Source organism: Bradyrhizobium sp. USDA 4354 (assembly GCF_054060315.1).
In genome coordinates this window covers 1,332,634-1,353,516 of record NZ_JBSSDC010000001.1, presented here as the reverse complement: position 1 = coordinate 1,353,516, position 20,883 = coordinate 1,332,634, and the positions used below count along the sequence as shown (strand labels likewise).

Below are 20,883 nucleotides of genomic sequence, written 5' to 3'. Positions count from 1 at the left end.
ATGCAATAGCAGAAGAACGGCCAGCATGACCGAGAATGACAAGGCTTCAAGTCGGCCGACTGTCGCGGATCGCAGCTCGTCCGCGGCCATCGCGGTCGATCACCTCGTCAAGGTCTACAAGCAGACCCGCGCCGTCGACGATATCTCCTTTTCGCTTCCGCGCGGCAGCATCACCGGGCTTCTCGGCGGCAATGGCGCCGGCAAGACCACGACCATCGCGATGATCATGGGCCTGGTGCTGCCGACCTCCGGCCGCGTCCAGGTGCTGGGGCATCGGATGCCCGAGGACAGCGCTTCCGTGCTGGGGCGGATGAATTTCGAAAGTCCCTATGTCGACATGCCGATGCGGCTCACGGTGCGACAGAACCTCACCGTGTTCGGCAAGCTCTATGCGGTGAAGAACCTCACCAGCCGCATCGCGAAGCTTGCCGAGGATCTCGACCTCATCGATTTCATCGATCGCGCCAACGGCAAGCTCTCCGCCGGGCAGAAGACCCGCGTTGCGCTGGCGAAAGCGCTGATCAACCAGCCGGAGCTGCTGCTCCTGGACGAGCCGACCGCCTCGCTCGACCCTGATACCGCTGACTGGGTGCGCGCGCATCTGGAGCGCTACCGCCGGGACAACAACGCCACCATCCTCCTGGCCTCGCACAACATGCTCGAGGTCGAGCGGCTCTGCGATCGCGTCATCATCATGAAGCGCGGCCGCATCGAGGACGACGATACGCCGGAAGCGATCATGGCCCGCTACAACCGCACCACGCTGGAGGAGGTGTTTCTGGACGTTGCGCGCGGCCGGGTGAACGGCGCGAAGGAGGCGGCGAGGTGAGGGCTACGGGCGCTGCTTTCGTCATTGCGAGCGAAGCGAAGCAATCCAGAATCTTTCCGCGGAAGAATTCTGGATTGCTTCGTCGCAAGGGCTCCTCGCAATGACGCTGTCCCTTCACCTCGGCATCTCCGTCCATCGCATCGGCGCGATGATCCTGCGCTATTGGTACCTGCTAATGTCATCCTGGCCGCGGCTGCTCGAGCTGCTCTACTGGCCGGCGCTGCAAGTCATCACCTGGGGCTTCCTCCAGCTCTACATCGCCGAGAACGCCAATTTCTTCGCGCGCGCCGGCGGCACGCTGATCGGTGCCGTGATCCTGTGGGACATCCTGTTCCGCGGCCAGCTCGGCTTCTCCATCTCATTCCTGGAAGAGATGTGGGCGCGCAACATCGGCAACCTCATGATGAGTCCGCTGAGGCCGATCGAGTTTCTGCTGTCGCTGATGGTCATGAGCCTGATCCGGCTTGCGATCGGGATCATCCCGATGACGCTGCTCGCGCTGGTCCTGTTTCACTTCAACGTCTATGCCCTCGGCCTGCCGCTGATCGCCTTCTTCTGCAATCTGATCTTCACGAGTTGGTCGGTCGGCATTTTCGTCTCGGGCCTGGTGCTGCGAAACGGCCTCGGTGCCGAGAGCATCGTCTGGACCTTGATGTTCGCGATCCTGCCGCTGGCCTGCGTCTATTATCCCGTCAGCGTGCTGCCTACCTGGCTGCAATACGTCGCCTGGGCGTTGCCGCCGACCTACGCCTTCGAGGGAATGCGCGCGCTCCTGATCGAGCACACCTTCAGGACCGATCTGATGCTGGAGGCGTCGGCCATCAACGCGGTGCTTTTGGTTGCATCTTTTGGGGCATTCCTTGCCCTATTGCGCAGCGCCAAAAAGCACGGCTCCCTGCTCTCGGGCGGCGAATAATGTCACTTTCCCGTGGATTCATGGTGATTTGGCCGTTTCGGCTACGTAGATGTACGGAACCATGCATTGACGCAATATTGCGCATTCGGCAGTATGTTGCGATGCGAAGAGGAATATAACGATGCCCATTGGTGAGTTCGGCGGCGCGCCGCCCCTGGCGGCAGAAGGCAGTCCGGTCCTGACGACGCCGATGTACTGGATGTACGAGATGGCTCACGCCTCTCTCAATCCGGCCCGTGCGGTCACCGACGCGACCAAGCTGCTGTTTCAGAATCCGCTCAATCCCTGGACGCGCACCGAGGTCGGCAAGTCGGTCGCCGCAGCCTGCGAATTGTTCGAGCGCACCACGCGCCGCTACGGCAAGCCGGAATGGGGTCTCAACGACACCGAGGTCAACGGCATCCGCGTTCCCGTCGAAGTCCGTTCGGTCTGGGAAAAGCCGTTCTGCAAGCTGCTCTACTTCGATCGCAAGTTCGCCCGCCCACTGCGCAGCCCGCAGCCGCGCGTGCTGATCGTGGCGCCGATGTCCGGCCATTATGCGACGCTTCTGCGCGGCACGGTCGAGGCTTTCCTGCCGGCGCATGAGGTCTACATCACCGACTGGGCCGATGCCCGCATGGTGCCCTTGAGCGAAGGCCGCTTCGATCTCGACGATTACATCGACTATGTCATCGAGATGCTGCACGTCCTCGGCGGCAACACCCATGTGATGGCGGTGTGCCAGCCCTCCGTGCCCGTCGTCGCGGCCGTCTCGATCATGGAAGCGCGCCGCGATCCGTTCGTGCCGACCTCGATGACGCTGATGGGCGGCCCGATCGACACCCGTCGCAATCCGACCGCGGTGAACAATCTCGCCCAGGAGCGCGGTATCGACTGGTTCCGCAACCACGTCATCACCAAGGTGCCGTTCCCGCATCCGGGCATGATGCGCGACGTCTATCCGGGATTCCTGCAGCTCAACGGCTTCATCAGCATGAATCTCGACCGGCATATGGATGCCCACAAGCAGCTGTTCGCCAATCTGGTGAAGGGCGACGGCGACCTCGTCGACAAGCATCGCGACTTCTATGACGAATATCTCGCGGTGATGGATCTCTCGGCCGAGTATTACCTGCAGACCGTCGACACCGTATTCGTGAAGCACTCGCTGCCGAAGGGCGAGATGACCCATCGCGGAACCCGCGTCGATCCCTCCAAGATCAAGCGCGTCGCGTTGATGACGGTCGAAGGCGAGAACGACGACATCTCCGGTCTCGGTCAGACCGAAGCGACGCACGCATTGTGCAGCGCGATTCCCGATCATCGCCGCGTTCATTACGTCCAGAAGGGCGTCGGACATTACGGCGTGTTCAACGGATCGCGTTTCAAGTCGGAGATCGTGCCGCGGATTCACGACTTCATGGTTTCGGCTGCGAATCCGACTTCGTTGCAGGCACTCGCGGCTGAATAATCGCGTTTTTCGGCTTTCCCGTCGAAAATGTGCCCCCTGTCGGAGGCTCCGGCAGGGGTAAGTTCCCGCCAAATTCGCGGTATTTAGGTAGCCTCATAGGAGTGAGTCGGCACTCACCCCTTGGGGGTGCCGCATGCGTATAGCGGGGGCGAAAATTGATGGTTCCAACCCCAGTCTGTAGGGTCTCCCGGACGCCTGACCGCTGTATATTGGGCAAATGATTTGTTTTTGCGCCGAGCGCTTTCCCTGGCGGCGGTTATGGCAGAATCCGGGCGCTCTCCTGCCCCCCGGACTGACAGACATGGCCACTCGCGCACTCCTCTATCGTCGGCCCCACGAACCGAAGACCCTCGTCATCACCCACGGATCGCAATTTTTTGCCATCCGATTGCGTCGGCACCGCCGCGCGCGCCGCTACACGCTCAGAATTCATCCGAGCGATCGCGAAGCCATCCTCACCATGCCGCCGCGCGGCACGCTCGCGGAGGCCAAGGATTTCGCACAGCGTCACGGTGCGTGGATCGCCGCACGTCTCGGCCGCTTGCCGAAGGCCGCGCCCTTCCAGCCTGGCACGGTGATACCGCTGCGCGGCACGGCCCACCGCATCGTGCATCGCGCCGGCCAGCGCGGCACGGTGTGGACCGAGACGCGCGATAGCGGTGAACGCATCCTCTGCGTCGCCGGCGGTCTCGAGCATGTCGACCGCCGCGTCAGCGACTTCCTCAAGCGCGAGGCGCGCCGCGACCTGCAGCGTTCGGCGGAGGCCTATGCCGCCGAGCTCGGTGTCAGGGTCAAGCGGCTCTCGATCCGCGACCAGTCCAGCCGCTGGGGCTCCTGCACCTCGGCCGGCTCGCTGTCGTTCTCCTGGCGCCTGATCCTCGCACCGCCCTTCGTGCTCGACTATCTCGCCGCCCACGAGGTCGCCCATCTCGTCGAGATGAACCACTCGGCGCGGTTCTGGCGCGTCTGTGGCAAGGTGTGTCCCTCGATGGAGCGCGCCAAGAAGTGGCTCGACACCCACGGGAACGATCTGCACCGGTATGGGGTCGAGGATTAGGCCGGGCTGCGAACCCAGCAAACACTGTCATCGCCCGCGCTGGCGGGCGATCCAGTACGCCGCGGCATCCGTTGTGAATCTCAATGTCTCTGGAATACTGGATTCCCCGCCTCCGCGGGGAATGACAGGAGAGGGTGGTGCGCTGTTCACCGCGTCTCGCTCGATTCTCGCCACACTTCGCGACGATTGCGCCGCGTGCCTGATTTACCCCGCCGCATCAAACGTTTCGAGCGGTCCACCCGCATCGCGCCAGCAATCACCTTCTACTGTGCATGGGGTTGTTTTCGCAGTTTTTGTTTTGAGGCCCCGTGGCTCTCACCCCCAAGCTATCGGTTTCCGCCGAACAGCCGGTCCATCAGCCAGCCGTCCAGCCCTGCTGCCGCTTCCGGCCGCACATTGGCGCGCGTCGGGGGCGGCGGGCGATAGCCGGTATTCGCTGGTTGTCCCGCCGCTGTTGGTGGCGACACTTGCGAGGCCGCCTGCGCGAGATTCGACAGGCCCCAGCCGCCCGGTGCGCTCGGCAAGTTCGCCACCGGCACGCCCTCGTGCGCAGTGCGCATGAAGCGCGTCCAGACTTCGACCGGCAGGCCGCCGCCGGTCGCCTTCTTGGTCGGCGAGTTGTCGTCATTGCCGAGCCAGACGCCGGTGACGAGGTTGGCGGTGTAGCCGATGAACCAGGCGTCGCGGTAATCCTGGCTGGTGCCGGTCTTGCCGGCCGCCGGCCAGCCGGGGATCTCCGCCTTCTTGGCGGTGCCTGATATCAGCGTCTCCCGCATCATCGTGTTCATCATGCCGACATAGCGGGGGTCGATGGCCTGGTTGCGCTCGTCGGGCTGACGCATGTAGAGCAGCTTGCCGCCGAGCGTCCTGATCCTTGTGACGACATGCGGCGCCACTGCGAAGCCGCCGTTGGCGAAGGGCGCGTAGGCGCCGACCAACTCGACCATCGAGACTTCCGACGTGCCGAGCGCGATCGAGGCGTTGGGCTCGAGCTTGGAGGAGATGCCGAGCCGGTGCGCGGTGCGTACCACGTTCTTCGGCCCGACCTCGAGCCCGAGGCGGATGGCGACGGTGTTGAGCGACATCGCCAGCGCCTGCGTCAGCGTCACCGCACCGAAATATTCATGGGTGTAGTTCTCGGGTCGCCAGCCCTTGACCTCGATCGGCGCATCCTGGCGCATGGTATCGGGCGTCAGCCCCTGCTCGAGCGCGGTGAGGTACACGAACGGCTTGAACGAGGAGCCCGGCTGCCGCTTGGCGGTGACCGCGCGGTTGTACTGGCTCTCGGAATAGTTCCGCCCGCCGACCAAGGCGCGCACGGCACCATCGGGCGTCATCGCCACCAGCGCGCCCTGGCTGACATTGAACTTCACGCTCTTGGCCGCGAGCTCGTCGATGATCGCGGCTTCCGCCACGCTCTGCAGTTTCGGATCGATCGTGGTCTCGACCTTGATGCTCTCGTCGATCTGGCCGACCAAATCGTCCAGCACCTCGCCGATCCAGTCGGCGACGTAGTTCACCGTGCCGGCGCCGGCCGGCTTCACGTTGTAGGAGGGATGGCCGATCGAGGCCTTCGCCTGCGCGTCCGTGATGAATTTCGCATCCGCCATCGCCGCGAGCACGATCTGCGCCCGCGCTTCGGCGCCCTCAGGGTTGCGGTTCGGCGCAAGGCGGGACGGCGACTTGACGAGGCCGGCCAGCATCGCGGCTTCCGCGATCGTCACGTTCTTCGCCGACTTGCCGAAATATTTCTGCGCGGCGGCTTCGACGCCGTAGGCGCCGGAGCCGAAATAGACGCGGTTGAGATAAAGCTCCAGGATCTCGTCCTTGGAGTGCTTGCGCTCCAGCCAGATCGCGAGCTCCACCTCCTGCAGCTTGCGCTGCATGGTGCGCTCCTGGGTCAGGAACAGGTTCTTGGCGAGCTGCTGCGTCAGCGTCGAGCCGCCCTGCGAGACGCCGCGATGAAGCACGTTGGTGACCAGCGCGCGCAGGATGCCGACCGGGTCGATGCCGAAATGCGAATAGAAGCGGCGGTCCTCGATGGCGATGAACGCCTTCGGCAGATACGGCGGCAGATCCTTCAGCGCGACATTGGCCCCGGCCATCTCGCCGCGCTGCGCCAGCATGCTGCCGTCGATGCCGACGATTTGGATCGTCGGCGGGCGCTTGGGAATCTCCAGCGACTGGATCGGCGGCAGATGAGCGCCGACATAGATCACGACGCCGATCACGGCGATGACGCCCCATAGGCTCAGCACCGCGCCCCAATAGACCAGGCGACCGATGCTGAATCCTCCCCGCGACTTCGCGCGCCGCTTGGCGCCGCTGCGGCTGGCTTGCGCTTTCCGTTCGCGTGGCGGCTCGTCGCCGGCATCCTCGCTCTTGCGCCTGGCGGATGTTTTCGCAGACTTCTTCGGCTTGTCGTCGCCGCCGGGAACACGGTCCGCGGCCGTCAGGCGCAGATCGGCGAGTGCCGCGGGCAAGCCGAACAGCGGCTCCTTCCGCGCACCCTTTTTCTTTCCCCACGCCATACGCAATACGCCCGGTCAGCCCGCCCCGCCGCACGCTAGCGGTCGCTGTTTAAGGCCCGGTTACCCAGACCTTAACGCGCAATTAGGAGGTAGGGCATTCGCCCGCTGCAGTTCCGCTGCTTTGGCGCCGGAGCTAGGATCGCCCGCATCAAAAAAGAGGGAGCGCCATGGGCCATATCGATCCGACCAAGGAAACCTTCGCGCAATTCCGGGAGAACGACCGCCCGGGCCCGATCCACATGCTCAACCTCGTGCGCCTGCGCAAGGACGCGGCCTATCCGGACGGCCGCAAGGCCAGCGGCGCGGAAGCCTACGCGGCCTATGGCCGCGAGAGCGGCCCGGTGTTCGAACGCCTCGGCGGCCGCATCGTCTGGCAGGGCAAATTCGAGCTGATGCTGATCGGCCCGCAGGAGGAGCGCTGGGACCATTGCTTCATCGCCGAATATCCAAGCGTTGCCGCCTTCGTCGAGATGATCCGCGATCCGGTCTATCGCGAGGCGGTGAAGCACCGCCAGGCCGCGGTGGAGGATTCGCGGCTGATCCGGCACGCCGTGCTGCCGGTGGGGAAGAACTTTGGGGAGATACCAGAGTAGGAGCCGCCCCGAGCGACAAGCTCTACCCGTCATCCCCGCGCAACGGCGAAGCCGTTGTCGCTGGAGGTGCCGAAGAGGCGAGCACCTCAGGGTGACGGTGATGGATCGAGCCAAAAAAATCGGCGGCCCGCAGGCCGCCGATCGTGTCGCGAAATTCAAACAACTGCTAACCCGACGGGCCCGTGTCCTCGATGATCGGTCCAAACAGCTCCCAGCGTTCGCCGTTGAACTTCATCATCTGCATCTGCTTGTTGACGCGATAGTCGTTCGGTCCGGTGGTGATCTTGATGCCGGGCAGCGCCAGGCTCGGCGTGTAGCCCTTGATGTTGGCGACCTGCTTCATCACGTTCTCGCGCGTCAAATCGTCGCCGCATTGCTTCAGCACCTGCACCAGCAGTTCGGCGACCGAATAGGCGTAGGTGTTGACGGTGTTGAGCTTGTCGCCCTCCGGGAAATACTTGTCCATGAAGGCGAAGAAGGCCTTCACGCCCGGATCGTCCTTCCACTGGGGATCGCCTGGATCCTTGCCGTAATTGGTCGAGATGATGCCCTTGGAGATGTCGAGGCCGGCCGGCTTCAGCGTCGCCGACACCGGGCTCGCGTTGATGTCGAGGATGTGCACCGGGCTCCAGCCGAGATCGGCGAGCTTCTTGATCGCCTGCGCCGCGAATTTCGGCGTCGAGGCGTCATAGAACAGGTCAACCCCCATCGACTTCAGCTTGACCACCTGCGAATCGACGGTCGGATCGGTGACCTCGTAGGAGACCTCGCCGACGATCATGCTGGCGGCCTTGTTGCCCAGACCGCTCTTGAGGCCGGCCAGATAATCGCGGCCCATGTCGTCGTTCTGGTAGAGCACGCCGATCTTGGCGTTGGGATGATTGGCGAGAATGTATTTTGCGTAGATCCGCCCCTCGGACACGTAATTGGGATTGTAGGCGATGGTCCAGGGAAAGTTCTGCGGATCGTTGAAGCGCGCGGCGCCGGTCGAGGCGAGCAGCTGGGGGACCTTCTTGCCGTTGAGGTACTTCTGCACGGCGGCGTTCGCGGCCGTGCCGATCAGCTGGAAGGTGAACAGCACTTCGTCGCCTTCGACGAGCTTGCGCACCTGCTCGACGGTCTTCGGCGGCGAATAGGCGTCGTCATATTGGATCAGGTTGATCTTGCGGCCGTTGATGCCGCCCTGATCGTTGATCATCTTGAAGTAAGCGGCCTGGGTCTTGCCGATATTGGCGTAGACGGAATAGGCGCCAGAGAACGGCACGGTCTGGCCGATCTTGATCTCGGTGTCGCTTGCGCCGGTGTCGTATTTCTTCTGAGCGAGGGCCTGGCTGGTCGAGACTGCGAAGGCGAGCGCCGCCGTGGCAGCTATGAAGGCTCTGCGATTGTTCATATCGGGTTCTTCCTCCTGACGGAATTTTCGGCCGATGGTCTTTTTCCGTTGATTGCAACGGTCGCCATCGCTGCCGAAGATTGTGGAGCAAGGTTCGCCGCCGCGCAAGGATCGTGGCGCTGCGCCGTAGCGTTTCAGGCGAGAAACAGTGCCATCAGCGCGATGGCCGCCGGCAGCGCCTGCACGATCAGAATCCGCGTGCTGACGGTCGCCGCGCCATAGGCTCCGGCCACGATCACGCAGAGCAGGAAGAACACCTTGATCTGGAGCGCGAAGGCCAGGTTGCCATGGACGAGGCCCCAGACCAGGCCGGCAGCGAGGAAGCCGTTATAAAGGCCTTGATTGGCGGCCAGCACTTTCGTGATCGCGGCCTTCTCAGGCGAATTCCGAAACACCTTCAGGCCGAGCGGTTTGTCCCAGAGAAACATCTCCAGGACCAGGAAGAAGACATGCAGCGCCGCGACCAGCGCCACCAGGACATTGGCGATCAGGATCAAGGTGAGCTCCCCCAAGCGTCAGCTTTCGGGTGGACGTTAGCACGGCCGGCGTGGCAAGTGCGAAGGAAGTGTTTCGATGCATGGTGCCGCAATGGTCACTCGGGCAAATAAAACGCCTGTCAGCTTCGGCCTCGATCGCCTGGCGACGCCGATCGGGATCGCGCTGCTCGTCACGGATGCCGGGGGCGCGTTGCGCGCGCTCGATTGGGAAGATTACGAGCTGCGCATGCGCGGGCTCCTGCGTCTGCACTACGGCAACGTGAACCTGACGGATCGACCCGCGCCCGCAGCCATACGAGCCGCACTCTCCGGCTATTTCGAGGGCGATCTCGGCCAACTCTCGAGCATCGCATGGCGCATTGCCGGCACGCCGTTCCAGCAAAAGGTCTGGACCGCGCTTGCGCAAATCCCTGCCGGCACCACGCTGAGCTACGGTGCACTCGCCGCAAAGATCGGCATGCCCAAAGCGATTCGCGCCGTCGGCCATGCCAACGGCTCCAACCCGATCAGCGTGGTGCTGCCGTGTCATCGCCTGATCGGTGCGGACGGTTCGCTGGTGAAGTACGGCGGCGGGCTGGAGCGCAAGCGGTGGCTGCTGCGGCACGAGGGTGTGGCGGTCTAGGTCTCTCCCCATCGTCATTCCGGGTGCGCCGCTGTGCGGCGCCCCGGAATGACAAATAGAGGGAGGTGCGCGCCCGTCCGCTCACGCCGCCGGCTGCACCGCCTTGTCGCCCGCCATTACATGGGTCAACGCGCTCTTGATCGCGGCCTGCCGCGTCGGCGCGTTGATCTGCGCGCCCAGGAGGTCGGTGACGTAGAACACGTCGCGCGCGCGCTCGCCGAAGGTCGCGACATGGGCTGAGGCGATGTTGAGATTGAGCTTGGAGATGGCCGTGGTCAGCTCGTAGAGCAGGCCGGGCCGGTCAAGGCCGGAGACCTCGATCACGGTATAGCGGTCGGACCACTGGTTGTTGATGGTCACTTCCGGCTCGATCACGAACGGCCTCGCCTTGCTGCGCACGGTGCGCCGTGCCACGGCCTCGGGCAGGCGCAGCTTGCCCTCCAGCACGTCCTCGATCATCTCGCCGATGCGCGTGGCCCGCCTTCCCTCGTCCTCGTCGCGGTCGTATTCCCTAGAGATCGAGATCGTGTCGAGCGCGCGGCCGTCGGTCGTGGTGTAGATCTGGGCGTCGACGATGTTGGCGCCGGCCGAGGCACAAGCGCCGGCGATGATCGACAGCAGCCAGGGATGGTCGGCCGCGAAAATCGTGAGCTCGGTGACGCCGCGCACCTCGTCGAAGCCGACATTGATCGCCAGCTTGTGGCCGGCCTGCTCGCTGGAGCGGACGAAGCGGGCGTGGCGGATCTTGCGCGGCAGCTCGACCTTGAGCCAATAGGCCGGATAATGCCGGCCGATATAGGCATCGAGCTCGTCCTTCGGCCATTCGGCGAAGGCCATGCGGAATTCGGCGTGCGCAGCCGCAAGGCGTTTTCCGCGGTCGACTTCCGAGAAGCCGCCTGTGAGCACCGGCTCGGTCTCATAATATAGCGAGCGCAAAAGCTGCGCCTTCCAGCCGTTCCAGACGCCGGGACCGACACCGCGGATGTCGGCCGTGGTCAGGATGGTCAGGAGCTTCATCTGCTCGACCGACTGCACCACGGCGGCGAAATTCTCGATGGTCTTGCGATCCGAAAGGTCGCGCGACTGCGCGACCGTGGACATCGTCAGGTGCTCCTCGATCAGCCATGCCACCAGCTCGGTGTCGGCCGGGCTGAAGCCGAGCCGCGGGCAGAGCCGACGGGCCACCTTGGCGCCGGCGACCGAGTGATCCTCCGGCCGGCCCTTGGCGACGTCGTGCAGCAGCGTTGCGATGTAGATCACCGCGCGGTGCTCGGGCCGGGTCTTGCGCATGAGGTCGCTGGCGAGGGCGAACTCCTCGATGCCGCCGCGCTCGATGTCCTGGAGGAAGCCGATGCACCGGATCAGGTGCTCGTCGACGGTGTAGTGATGATACATATTGAACTGCATCATCGAGACGATCTTGCCGAAGGCGCGGATGAAATGGCCGAGCACGCCGGTCTCGTTCATCCGCCGCAGCACGATCTCCGCGTTGTCGGAGGTCAGGATCTCCATGAACAGCCGGTTCGCCTCGGGATTTTCGCGCAAGCCCGCGTTGATCAGGCCGAGCGAGCGCGTCACGTCGCGCATCGCGTCGGGATGGAAGGCGAGGTTGTTCTTCTGCGCGAGGCGGAAGATGCGGATCAGATTGACCGGGTCGTGCTTGAACACGTCGGGCGCGGCGACGTTGATGCGGTTGTTGTCGACGATGAAGTCGTCGCTGTCAGGGACACGCCGCTTCACCGCGCTCGGTCGCAACCGCGCCATCATCCGGCTCAGCACCGGGGCGGGCTTGGCCTGCTGGTCCTCGAGCTTGGCGCAGAGGATGGCCGTGAGGTTGCCGACTTCCTTGGCGACCAGGAAGTAGTGCTTCATGAAGCGCTCGACGTCCTGCATGCCGGGATGCGAGGTGTAGCCGAGCCGTATCGCGATCTCGCGCTGGAGGTCGAAGGAGAGGCGCTCTTCGGCGCGGTTGCAATAAAAATGCAGATTGCAGCGTACCGACCAGAGAAAATCGGCGCAGCGGCGGAAGCTGCGATATTCCTGCGCGTCGAACACGCCGCGCCCGACCAGCTCGTGGGTATCGCGCACGCGGTAGACGTATTTGGCGATCCAGAACAGCGTGTGCAGGTCGCGCAAGGCGCCCTTGCCGTCCTTGACGTTGGGCTCGACCAGATAGCGCGACTGGCCGCCGCGGCGGTGCCGTTCCTCGCGCTCGGCGAGCTTTGCGGTGACGAATTCCGACGCGGTGCCCTGCACGACTTCCTTGTCGAAGCGCTCCACCAGCTCCTCATAGAGCGGCTTGTCGCCGGTGAGGAAGCGCGTCTCCAGGATCGCTGTGCGGATCGTCATGTCGCCGCGCGCCTGCCGGATCGATTCGTCGACCGAGCGCGTGGCGTGACCGACCTTCAGCCCCATGTCCCAGAGGCAATAGAGGATCGCTTCGGCGACCTGCTCGCCCCAAGCGGTCTGCTTGTAGGGCAGGATGAAGAGCAGATCGATGTCCGATTCCGGCGCCATCAGGCCGCGGCCGTAGCCGCCGGTCGCCACGACCGCCATGCGCTCGGCGCCGCTCGGGATCGGCGAGCGGTAGAGATGACGGGTCGCGGCCGAATACAGGATGCGGATGATCTCGTCCTGCACGTGGCACAGCCGCTCGGCGCAGCGGCGGCCGTGGCGGTCCTTCAGGAGGATCGCCTGGGCTGCGGCGCGCGCCGCGATCAGCTCTGCCTTGAGCAGTTGCGCCATCGCCGTGCGGAACGCGTCCTCGCGCCCCTCGTGCTTCTCGGCAAGGGCATCGACCGCGGCGGTGATCCGCGCGGTATCGAAGCGCTCGTCCACCTGTGGCTTCTGCTCAGTCGCGACGCTGTCCATGTCTCACCGGATATAAGAGGTGACAGGCGCTGTCACCCGCCATTCTCTGGCAATAGGCGTTCCATGCTGGAAAGGCGCGGCCTGGGGCAAATCTGTTCTCGGCCGGCGCGCTTTCGGGGGGCGGATTTTCTCGTTGACCTCTAGATATAACTCATTGAAAAACAATGAAGTTTTTCAGGAGGCTGAGCATGGCTGGGATTGCACGACGTATTCTTCTGGCGGGGGTTGTGGCGCTCGCATTGACCCCCGCGGCCAAGGCGGCGGACCCGCTCAAGGAAATCCGCATCGACTGGGCGACCTACAATCCGGTGTCGCTGGTCCTGAAGCAGAAGGGGCTCCTGGAGAAGGAGTTCGCCAAGGACGGTATCACGGTCACCTGGGTGCAGTCGGCCGGCTCCAACAAGGCGCTCGAATTCCTCAACGCCGGCTCGATCGATTTCGGCTCGACCGCGGGCTCGGCGGCGCTGGTCGCCCGCATCAACGGCAACCCGATCAAGTCGATCTATGTCTATTCGCGTCCCGAATGGACCGCGCTGGTGACCGGCAAGGACTCCAAGATCGCTGGCGTTGCCGATCTCAAGGGCAAGCGCGTCGCGGTGACGCGCGGCACCGACCCGCACATCTTCCTGGTGCGCGCGCTGCTCAGCGCCGGCCTCACTGAAAAGGACATCACGCCGGTGCTGCTCCAGCATGCCGACGGCAAGACCGCGCTGATCCGCGGCGACGTCGATGCCTGGGCCGGGCTCGATCCCATGATGGCGCAGGCCGAAGTCGAGGAAGGCTCAAAACTGTTCTATCGCAAGGCCGACGCCAACACCTGGGGTGTCCTCAATGTGCGCGAGCAGTTCTTGAAGGACTATCCCGACATCGCTCGCCGCGTCCTCGCGGTTTACGAGGAAGCGCGCAAATATTCGCTGGCGAATTACGACGAGCTGAAGAAGACCTTCATCGCCGTCACAAAACTTCCCGAGCCTGTCGTCGACAAGCAGCTCAAGGAGCGCACCGAGCTCACCCACAGCCGCATCGGCGCGCCCCAGCGCGAGTCGATCCTCGCCGCCGGTCTCGCGCTCCAGCAAGCCGGCGTCGTCGATGCCAAGGTCGACGTCAAGGCGACGCTGGACGCCCTGGTCGACGACCAGGTCCCGCTGCCAACGAATTGATCTGCGTGGAAGAGGCACACGCGCGCAACAACCTCCGCCGTCGTCCCGGGCAAGCGTAAGCGCAGACCCGGGACCCATGGGCGTGGTTGTTGCGCGAGCGGTCACTCCGAGTCCTCGTAACCACACCTTCCTGTGGTTGATGGTGTGGACGGCCCCCTACGGCATCAGTTGTGCCAGAATGAGGTTGTCACACACTCATTCACAGGAGCCGTCCGTGAGCCAGATTATCCGCATTGGGATGGATACGTCGAAGTATATTTTTCAACTCCATGGCGTTGATGCGTCAGAGCAGATGGTGCTGCGCAAACGGCTCAGCCGCAAGGCGATGCTGGAGTTCTTTGCCAAGCTGCCGCCGACGGTGATTGTGATCGAGGCTTGCGGGGCCGCGCACTACCTGGCGCGGGAGCTTGGCAGGCTCGGGCACACGGTCAAGCTGATCGCGCCGCAACTGGTCAAGCCGTACGTGCCGCGCAACAAGAACGACGGGCGCGATGCGGAGGGACTGTGTGAGGCGGCGAGCCGGCCGCGGATGCGCTATGTTCCGGTGAAGACGGCCGAACAGCAGGCAGCGCTGATGCTGCTGGGCGTACGCGAGCAATTGGTCGCGCGTCGCACCCAGCTCTCCAATACGATCCGCGGTCATGCGGCGGAGTTCGGTTTGATCGCAGCCAAGGGGCTGGACAAGCTCGCTGCGTTCCTGGCGGCGATCAAACAGGACGATCGCGTTCCAGCGCTGGCTCGCGAGCTGTTTGCGTTGCTCGCTCGCCAATATGACCAGGTGCAAGTCGAGCTGAAGGCGGTCGAGGCCAAGCTGCTGGCCTGGCATCGCGCCGATGCCTTGAGCCGGCGCCTAGCGCAGATCCCGGGGATTGGTCCGGTCACCGCCGCAGCGCTGGTCATGAAGGCGCCAGATCCGCACGCCTTCCGCTCGGGCCGGCTGTTCGCAGCCTGGCTCGGTCTGACCCCAAAGGACCATTCCACCGCCGGCAAGACCAGGCTCGGCAAGATTACCCGCGCCGGCGATGAGAGATTGCGTCAGCTGCTGGTGGTCGGAGCGACCTCGGTGGTCAAGCAAGCGACAGCGAAAGGCTCTGGCCCGCATTGGCTCGTCGAGCTCTTGAAGCGCAAGACACCGAAGCTTGCTGCGGTGGCACTCGCCAACAAGATGGCCCGCATCGCCTGGAAGCTGATGACGACTGGACAGGAATATGACAGCGCGCGGCTGGATGCCCGAGCCGACCAAACGGCAGCCGCCGCGTAGTTGAGAGATTCGGCCGACCGGCGGGTTCACCCACCGGCCGAACCGGAGCTGCAAGAGCAGAGGAGATGGTGCGATCGATCGACCGATGATGCGAGCAAATCCGTGGGACCCATTGGCCGATCAAGGTCGCGTGGTTGATTCGAGCTCGTGTCGCGGAAACCATCTTGGCCAGCGGTCTCACACGCCGAACCAACAGGCCGGACATATGGATGCAAGCGATCCGATCAAAACCTTCACAAAGCTCTTGTGCCACGGGGGCCGTCCACATATGGGTCCCGGATCGGCGCGCGCTTAAGGCGCGCTTGTCCGGGACGACACCTGATAGCCTAGCAACAGTGTTGCAATCCCACCCCAGACGCGCTTCCTACCGGCCATGATCTCCGACGCGCCAGTCCTGCAACAATCCTCCGATATGGCCGAGAGCGCCGCCGCGCCTTCGCGGCTGTCGCGCTATGCGCGGCCGGTGCTGGGGCTGCTGCTGCCGCTGACACTCGCGCTGGGTTGAGAACTCGTGGTCTGGCTCGGCTGGTCCAACGGGCGCCTGGTGCCGCCGCCCTCGCGCATCTTCACCACGATCGCTGACCTCGCCCACTCCGGCGAACTGATCCGTCACATCACTGCGACGCTGTGGCGCGTCGGCCTCGGGTTTGCGTTCGGCGTCATCGCAGGCACGCTGCTCGGCGCCATCTCCGGTTACTGGTCGCTGGCGCGCCGGCTGCTCGATCCGACCGTGCAGGCCTTGCGCGCGATCCCCTCGCTCGCCTGGGTGCCGCTGTTCATCCTCTGGCTCGGCATCTTCGAGACCTCGAAGGTCGCGCTGATCGCGGTTGGCGTGTTCTTCCCGGTCTATCTCGGCGTCATGGGCGCGATCCTCTCGGTCGATCGCAAGATCGTCGAGGTCGGACGCACCTTTCGCCTCTCGGGATTCGCCATGATTCGCCGCATCCTGTTGCCCGCGGTGCTGCCGGCCTATGTCGTGTCCCTGCGCGTCGGTCTTGGCCTGGGCTGGATGTTCGTGGTCGCAGCCGAATTGATCGGCGCCTCCGAAGGCCTCGGCTATCTCCTGCTCGACGGCCAGCAGCTCGGCAAGCCCGCGCAGATCCTGGCCGCGATCGTGATCTTCGCCATCCTCGGCAAGCTCACGGATTGGCTGATCGAGGTCGCCGCCGCGCCCTTCCTGCGCTGGCAGGACGCCTTCGGGCGGGCAAAGGGAGCTTGAGGCGATGCTGGCGCTCGACCGGGTCAGCAAGACCTATCCCAACGGCGTTGAGGCGCTGGCGCGCTTCTCCGCCGAGATCAGGCAAGGCGAGATCATCGCCATCATCGGCGGCTCCGGCTGCGGCAAATCAACATTGCTCCGCGCCATCGCCGGCCTCGACCGCGCCAGCTCAGGCACGGTGACGCTCGACAGCGAGGCGATCAGTTCGCCCCATGCCAAGATCGGCATCATCTTCCAGGAGCCGCGGCTCTTGCCCTGGCTCAGCGTCGCCGACAATATCGGTTTCGGCCTTGCCGATCTGCCCGTGGCCGAGCGGCGCGAGAAGGTGGCGCGTGCGCTCGAGCGCGTCGGGCTCACTGACAAGGCGCAGGCCTGGCCGCGCGAGCTCTCCGGCGGCCAGGCACAGCGGGTTGCGATCGCGCGGGCGCTGGTGCCGCAGCCGGAGGTGCTGCTGCTCGACGAGCCGTTCTCCGCGCTCGACGCCTTCACCCGCCGCGACCTCCAGGATCATCTGCTCGACCTCTGGGCTGATACGCGGCCGACGCTCATCCTCGTCACCCATGACGTCGACGAGGCCGTGGTGCTGGCCGACCGTGTGCTGGTGATGCGGCCGCGACCAGGGCGGCTGTTCGATCAGATCGAGATCAATCTCGGCCGGCCGCGCGACCGCAATTCGCAGCTGTTCGAGAATTTCAAGCGCGGTGTGCTGACGTCACTCGACCGTTCGCTCGACCGCAGCGTGCCCGACCGCGACGCAACCCAGGGTCCCGGTCAAGCCATGTGGTGGTGACAATCTCGCCCCGAGCCGGTACATCGACAGGCGTCATGTCCCGGGAGAGAACAAAATGGACGCTGCCCAACTGCGCCAGATGCAAGCCCCGATCAAGGAGCGCTACAAGACCGATCCCAAGGCCGCGCTGATCACGCTGAAGGCCAACGGCTCCACCGATAGCGAAGGCATCGCCTGCAAGGTCGAGACCGGCCGCGCCATCGCGATGGCTGGTCTGCACCCCGCCACCGGCGGCTCCGGCCTCGAGCTTTGCTCCGGCGACATGCTGCTCGAAGCCCTGGTCGCCTGTGCCGGCGTCACACTGAAGTCGGTCGCGACCGCGATCGAGGTGCCGCTCAAGACTGGCAACGTCTACGCCGAGGGCGACCTCGACTTCCGCGGCACGCTCGGTGTCGACAAGGAGACCCCGGTCGGATTCGCCGAGATTCGGCTGCGCTTCGAGGTCGACACCGACGCGCCGCAGGACAAGCTCGATCTCCTGCTCAAGCTGACCGAGCGCTATTGCGTGGTCTACCAGACCATCAAGAACGGCCCGAAGGTCTCGGTATCGATGCAGCGGATGTGACTCTCTTACCCTCCCCTGGAGGGGTCCGGGACGAGCGTAGCTCGCCCGTGGTCGATCGCGCGTAGCGCGAGCGGGGTGGGGTGATCTCTCCACTCGGGCACCGTATCCGTCGAGAGACTGTCACCCCACCCCGTCTCATACTCCGCTGCGCTCCATATGAGCCGACCCTCCCCCTCCAGGGGAGGGTAAGAAGCCGAAATGTCCCTCGATCTCCACTTTCTCCTCTTCCTGCTCTTGCGCATGGCGATCGCGGCGGCGTTCGTGGTGACGGCGTCGATCATCACCGAACGCTCCGGCCCGGTGATCGGCGCGCTGATCGCGACCCTGCCGGTCTCGGCCGGTCCGTCCTACGTCTTCCTCGCGATCGACCACGACGCCGCCTTCATCGCGCAGGGCGCGTTGGCGAGCTTGCCGGTCAATGCGGCGACGATCTTCATGTGCCTCACTTATGTCGTGCTGTCGCAGCGGCACGGTTTCGTCTTGAGTTGTGCAAGCGCTATCGCGGTGTGGATCGTGCTTGCGTCGATCATCCGCCAGTTCGACTGGTCGCTCACGGCGGGGCTTGCCGCCAATCTGATCGCGTTCGGCACCTGCATTCCGCTCCTCGCGGGCTATCGCCATGTGAAGATGCCGCTGGTGACGCGCCGCTGGTACGACGTGCCGATGCGCGCTGCGCTGGTTGCGACCCTCGTCGCCATCGTGGTCTCGACGTCGAGTTGGGTCGGCCCTCGCATCAGCGGCATCATCGCGCTGTATCCAGTGGTGTTCTCCAGCATCATGCTGATCCTGCATCCGCGCATCGGTGGACCGCCGACCGCCGCTGTGCTTGCCAACTCCGCCTGGGGCCTGCTCGGATTTGGCATGGCCGTCGCCGTTCTGCACGTTGCAGTCGTGTGGTTCGGCTCCGCCGTCGGCTTGTGCCTCGCGCTCGGGACCTGCGTGGTCTGGAACCTGACGCTGTGGGGAATTGGCCGGCGCACGGTGCGTAAGGCGCGGCCGACGCCGTGAGACTACGGATATGCGCGACCGACGTCGCGAAAAGCCAATACGGCAAACGCGACTCACGCGAAGACGAGGCGTCTCCCCAAGCCGTTGAATGAGAAGCATCATTTCAAGTCCCGTCTGCTGTTCCGGTCTGAGCTCCGGGCGCCCATCGCGCGGACAGGGTCATCCGCTCCGTCGAATTCCCGACAGTAAAATTAGAACTTTATTCGAGCTTTTTCCGTACAGAGTTAGGCCACGCACTCGCTTCCGTTGCTGTCCGTACGAATTTTGACGGACCTGCATCCAAGTCGTCGGGTCAGCGGGAGACGCCGATTTGGAATACGGCAGCGCTGCCGCAGGTCAGTTCCTTGATACCGATGGGCATATCCCCCTTCGGCTCTATTTCGAGATGGAGATTTCCTGATGTTTGGTCGCAAGTCCCGCGGCGATGCCGACGCAATGCTCGCGGCCATTGGTCGTTCGCAAGCGGTGATCGAGTTCGCAATGGACGGCACGATCCTGAAGGCCAACCAGAACTTCCTCAACGCGCTCGGCTACTCCCTCGACGAGATCAAGGGGAAGAAGCACGCCATGTTCATGCCGGCCGATCAGCGCGATGGTGACGCGTACAAGGCGTTTTGGGCGCAGCTCAATCGCGGCGAGCCCCAGGCCGCCGAATTCAAGCGGATCGGCAAGGGAGGCCGCGAGGTCTGGATCGAGGCGTCGTACAACCCGGTGCTCGACCACGCCGGCAAGCCCGTCAAGGTCGTGAAGATCGCGACCGACATCACCGCGAAGAAAATTCGCGGCATGACCGAAGCCTCCAAGATCGCCGCCATCAGCCGCGCCCAGGCCGTCGTCGAATTCAAGCTCGACGGCACCGTCGTCACGGCCAACGAGAATCTCTGCCGGGCGCTCGGCTATTCGCTGGCCGAGATCGAGGGAAAGCATCACAGCCTGTTCGTAGCCGAGGCCGAGCGCAACAGCCCGGACTATCGCGAATTCTGGGCCGCGCTCAACCGCGGCGACTACCAAGCAGGCGAGTTCAAGCGCATCGGCAAGGGTGGCCGCGAGGTCTGGATCCTCGCCTCCTACAATCCGCTGCTCGACGAGACCGGCAAGCCGTTCGGCGTCGTCAAGTTCGCAACCGACATCACCGCGGAGAAGCTGAAGAATGCCGATCTCGCCGGCCAGATCGCCGCGATCGACAAGGCCCAGGCCGTGATCGAGTTCAACATGGACGGCACCATCATCACCGCGAATGCGAACTTCCTCGCCGCGCTCGGCTACTCGCTGGCCGAGATCACGGACCATCATCACAGCATGTTCGTCGAGCCCGCCGAGCGCGACGGCGCCGCCTATCGCGAGTTCTGGGCCGCGCTCAACCGCGGCCAGTACCAGGCGGCCGAGTACAAGCGCATCGGCAAGGGTGGCAAGGAGGTCTACATCCAGGCCTCGTACAACCCGATCCTCGATCTCAACGGCAAGCCGTTCAAGGTCGTGAAATACGCCACCGACACCACGCGGCAGGTGCTGGTTCGCATGGGCAACGAGCGCGTCCGCGGCATGATGGAATCGGTTGCCGCCGGCTCGGAGGAGCTCAACGCCTCGGTGCGGGAGATCTCCGAGGCGATGACAAAGTCGCGCGAGACCGCGATGAGCGCGGTGGATCAGGTCGCCGCCGCCGACGCCCAGGCGCAGCGCCTCACCGAGGCCGCGCAGGCGATGAGCGGCATCGTCGAGATGATCAACAGCATCACCGGACAGATCAACCTGCTCGCGCTCAACGCCACGATCGAATCGGCCCGCGCAGGCGAGGCCGGCCGCGGCTTCGCGGTGGTCGCTTCCGAAGTCAAGAGCCTCGCCAACCAGGCCAAGCAGGCAACCGACAAGATCGGCGAGGAGATCGGCAGCCTCAACAGCATTTCCGGCGACGTCGTCAACGCGCTCAGCTCGATCAAGCAGGCAATCAACAATGTCAGCGAGTACGTCACCTCGACCGCCGCGGCGATCGAGGAGCAGAGCACGGTGACGAACGAGATGTCGACCAGCATGCAGCGCGCGGCCGCGGAAGCCGCGGCGATCGCAGCGAGGGCGTAGCCAGGACTCGTAGGGTGGGCAAAGGCGCGCACTTCGCGCGCCGTG

16 protein-coding genes and 1 pseudogene are annotated in these 20,883 nt (G+C 64.3%); 13 read left to right on the top strand and 4 right to left on the bottom strand.

The genetic code is table 11. The annotated features are described in order from the left end of the window. Window positions 1-25: 25 nt before the first annotated feature. The 4 genes from ACVIIV_RS06360 to ACVIIV_RS06345 all read left to right on the top strand — a co-directional run bounded on the left by ACVIIV_RS06360 (window position 26) and on the right by ACVIIV_RS06345 (window position 4,252). Entirely contained in the window at window positions 26-829 is an 804-nt protein-coding gene (locus ACVIIV_RS06360; RefSeq protein ID WP_456743439.1) for an ABC transporter ATP-binding protein, read from the top strand. A 100-nt stretch (window positions 830-929) separates the two neighbouring features. Then, window positions 930-1,745, top strand: a complete 816-nt coding sequence (locus ACVIIV_RS06355) for an ABC transporter permease (RefSeq protein WP_456743438.1) — start codon at window positions 930-932, stop codon at window positions 1,743-1,745. A 121-nt stretch (window positions 1,746-1,866) separates the two neighbouring features. Next, window positions 1,867-3,195, top strand: a complete 1,329-nt coding sequence (locus ACVIIV_RS06350) for a polyhydroxyalkanoate depolymerase (RefSeq protein WP_456743437.1) — start codon at window positions 1,867-1,869, stop codon at window positions 3,193-3,195. Between the two features lie 217 nt (window positions 3,196-3,412). After that, window positions 3,413-4,252: a M48 family metallopeptidase gene (locus ACVIIV_RS06345; RefSeq protein WP_456743436.1), complete on the top strand. Its 840-nt coding sequence runs from the start codon at window positions 3,413-3,415 to the stop codon at window positions 4,250-4,252. A 326-nt stretch (window positions 4,253-4,578) separates the two neighbouring features. Here the strand turns inward: ACVIIV_RS06345 and ACVIIV_RS06340 are convergent, their stop codons facing one another. Next, complete coding sequence (locus tag ACVIIV_RS06340; protein WP_456743435.1) at window positions 4,579-6,783, bottom strand: transglycosylase domain-containing protein; 2,205 nt, start codon at window positions 6,781-6,783, stop codon at window positions 4,579-4,581. Between the two features lie 167 nt (window positions 6,784-6,950). Between ACVIIV_RS06340 and ACVIIV_RS06335 the strand changes: the two genes are divergently transcribed. After that, window positions 6,951-7,376, top strand: coding sequence for a DUF1330 domain-containing protein (locus ACVIIV_RS06335; RefSeq protein WP_456743434.1), 426 nt, complete (start codon window positions 6,951-6,953; stop codon window positions 7,374-7,376). 166 nt (window positions 7,377-7,542) lie between these two features. Here the strand turns inward: ACVIIV_RS06335 and ACVIIV_RS06330 are convergent, their stop codons facing one another. Both ACVIIV_RS06330 and ACVIIV_RS06325 read right to left on the bottom strand, forming a co-directional pair. Further along, window positions 7,543-8,769, bottom strand: a complete 1,227-nt coding sequence (locus ACVIIV_RS06330; protein WP_456743433.1) for an ABC transporter substrate-binding protein — start codon at window positions 8,767-8,769, stop codon at window positions 7,543-7,545. Window positions 8,770-8,903: 134 nt separating this feature from the next. After that, the gene (locus ACVIIV_RS06325; RefSeq protein ID WP_456748672.1) at window positions 8,904-9,260 is read right to left on the bottom strand and encodes a DUF1304 domain-containing protein; all 357 of its coding nucleotides are present in this window, start codon (window positions 9,258-9,260) and stop codon (window positions 8,904-8,906) included. Window positions 9,261-9,342: 82 nt separating this feature from the next. Between ACVIIV_RS06325 and ACVIIV_RS06320 the strand changes: the two genes are divergently transcribed. Beyond that, window positions 9,343-9,888 carry a methylated-DNA--[protein]-cysteine S-methyltransferase gene (locus ACVIIV_RS06320; protein ID WP_456743432.1) on the top strand — a complete coding sequence of 182 codons (546 nt, stop codon included), beginning with the start codon at window positions 9,343-9,345 and terminating at the stop codon, window positions 9,886-9,888. 81 nt (window positions 9,889-9,969) lie between these two features. Here the strand turns inward: ACVIIV_RS06320 and ACVIIV_RS06315 are convergent, their stop codons facing one another. Continuing rightward, on the bottom strand, window positions 9,970-12,759 hold the full coding sequence (locus ACVIIV_RS06315; protein WP_456743431.1) for a [protein-PII] uridylyltransferase: 2,790 nt from the start codon (window positions 12,757-12,759) through the stop codon (window positions 9,970-9,972). Between the two features lie 188 nt (window positions 12,760-12,947). Between ACVIIV_RS06315 and ACVIIV_RS06310 the strand changes: the two genes are divergently transcribed. The 7 genes and pseudogenes from ACVIIV_RS06310 to ACVIIV_RS06280 all read left to right on the top strand — a co-directional run bounded on the left by ACVIIV_RS06310 (window position 12,948) and on the right by ACVIIV_RS06280 (window position 20,838). Continuing rightward, window positions 12,948-13,919: an aliphatic sulfonate ABC transporter substrate-binding protein gene (locus tag ACVIIV_RS06310; RefSeq protein WP_456743430.1), complete on the top strand. Its 972-nt coding sequence runs from the start codon at window positions 12,948-12,950 to the stop codon at window positions 13,917-13,919. 214 nt (window positions 13,920-14,133) lie between these two features. Then, window positions 14,134-15,180: an IS110 family RNA-guided transposase gene (locus ACVIIV_RS06305; protein WP_456743055.1), complete on the top strand. Its 1,047-nt coding sequence runs from the start codon at window positions 14,134-14,136 to the stop codon at window positions 15,178-15,180. A gap of 373 nt (window positions 15,181-15,553) precedes the next feature. Continuing rightward, a pseudogene (locus ACVIIV_RS06300) lies at window positions 15,554-16,399 on the top strand (ABC transporter permease). Window positions 16,400-16,403: 4 nt separating this feature from the next. Continuing rightward, window positions 16,404-17,189: an ABC transporter ATP-binding protein gene (locus tag ACVIIV_RS06295; protein WP_456743429.1), complete on the top strand. Its 786-nt coding sequence runs from the start codon at window positions 16,404-16,406 to the stop codon at window positions 17,187-17,189. 55 nt (window positions 17,190-17,244) lie between these two features. Then, window positions 17,245-17,754: an OsmC family protein gene (locus ACVIIV_RS06290; protein WP_456743428.1), complete on the top strand. Its 510-nt coding sequence runs from the start codon at window positions 17,245-17,247 to the stop codon at window positions 17,752-17,754. Between the two features lie 198 nt (window positions 17,755-17,952). Next, complete coding sequence (locus ACVIIV_RS06285) at window positions 17,953-18,762, top strand: hypothetical protein (protein WP_456743427.1); 810 nt, start codon at window positions 17,953-17,955, stop codon at window positions 18,760-18,762. A 399-nt stretch (window positions 18,763-19,161) separates the two neighbouring features. Beyond that, window positions 19,162-20,838, top strand: a complete 1,677-nt coding sequence (locus tag ACVIIV_RS06280) for a methyl-accepting chemotaxis protein (protein WP_456743426.1) — start codon at window positions 19,162-19,164, stop codon at window positions 20,836-20,838. Window positions 20,839-20,883: the final 45 nt, after the last annotated feature.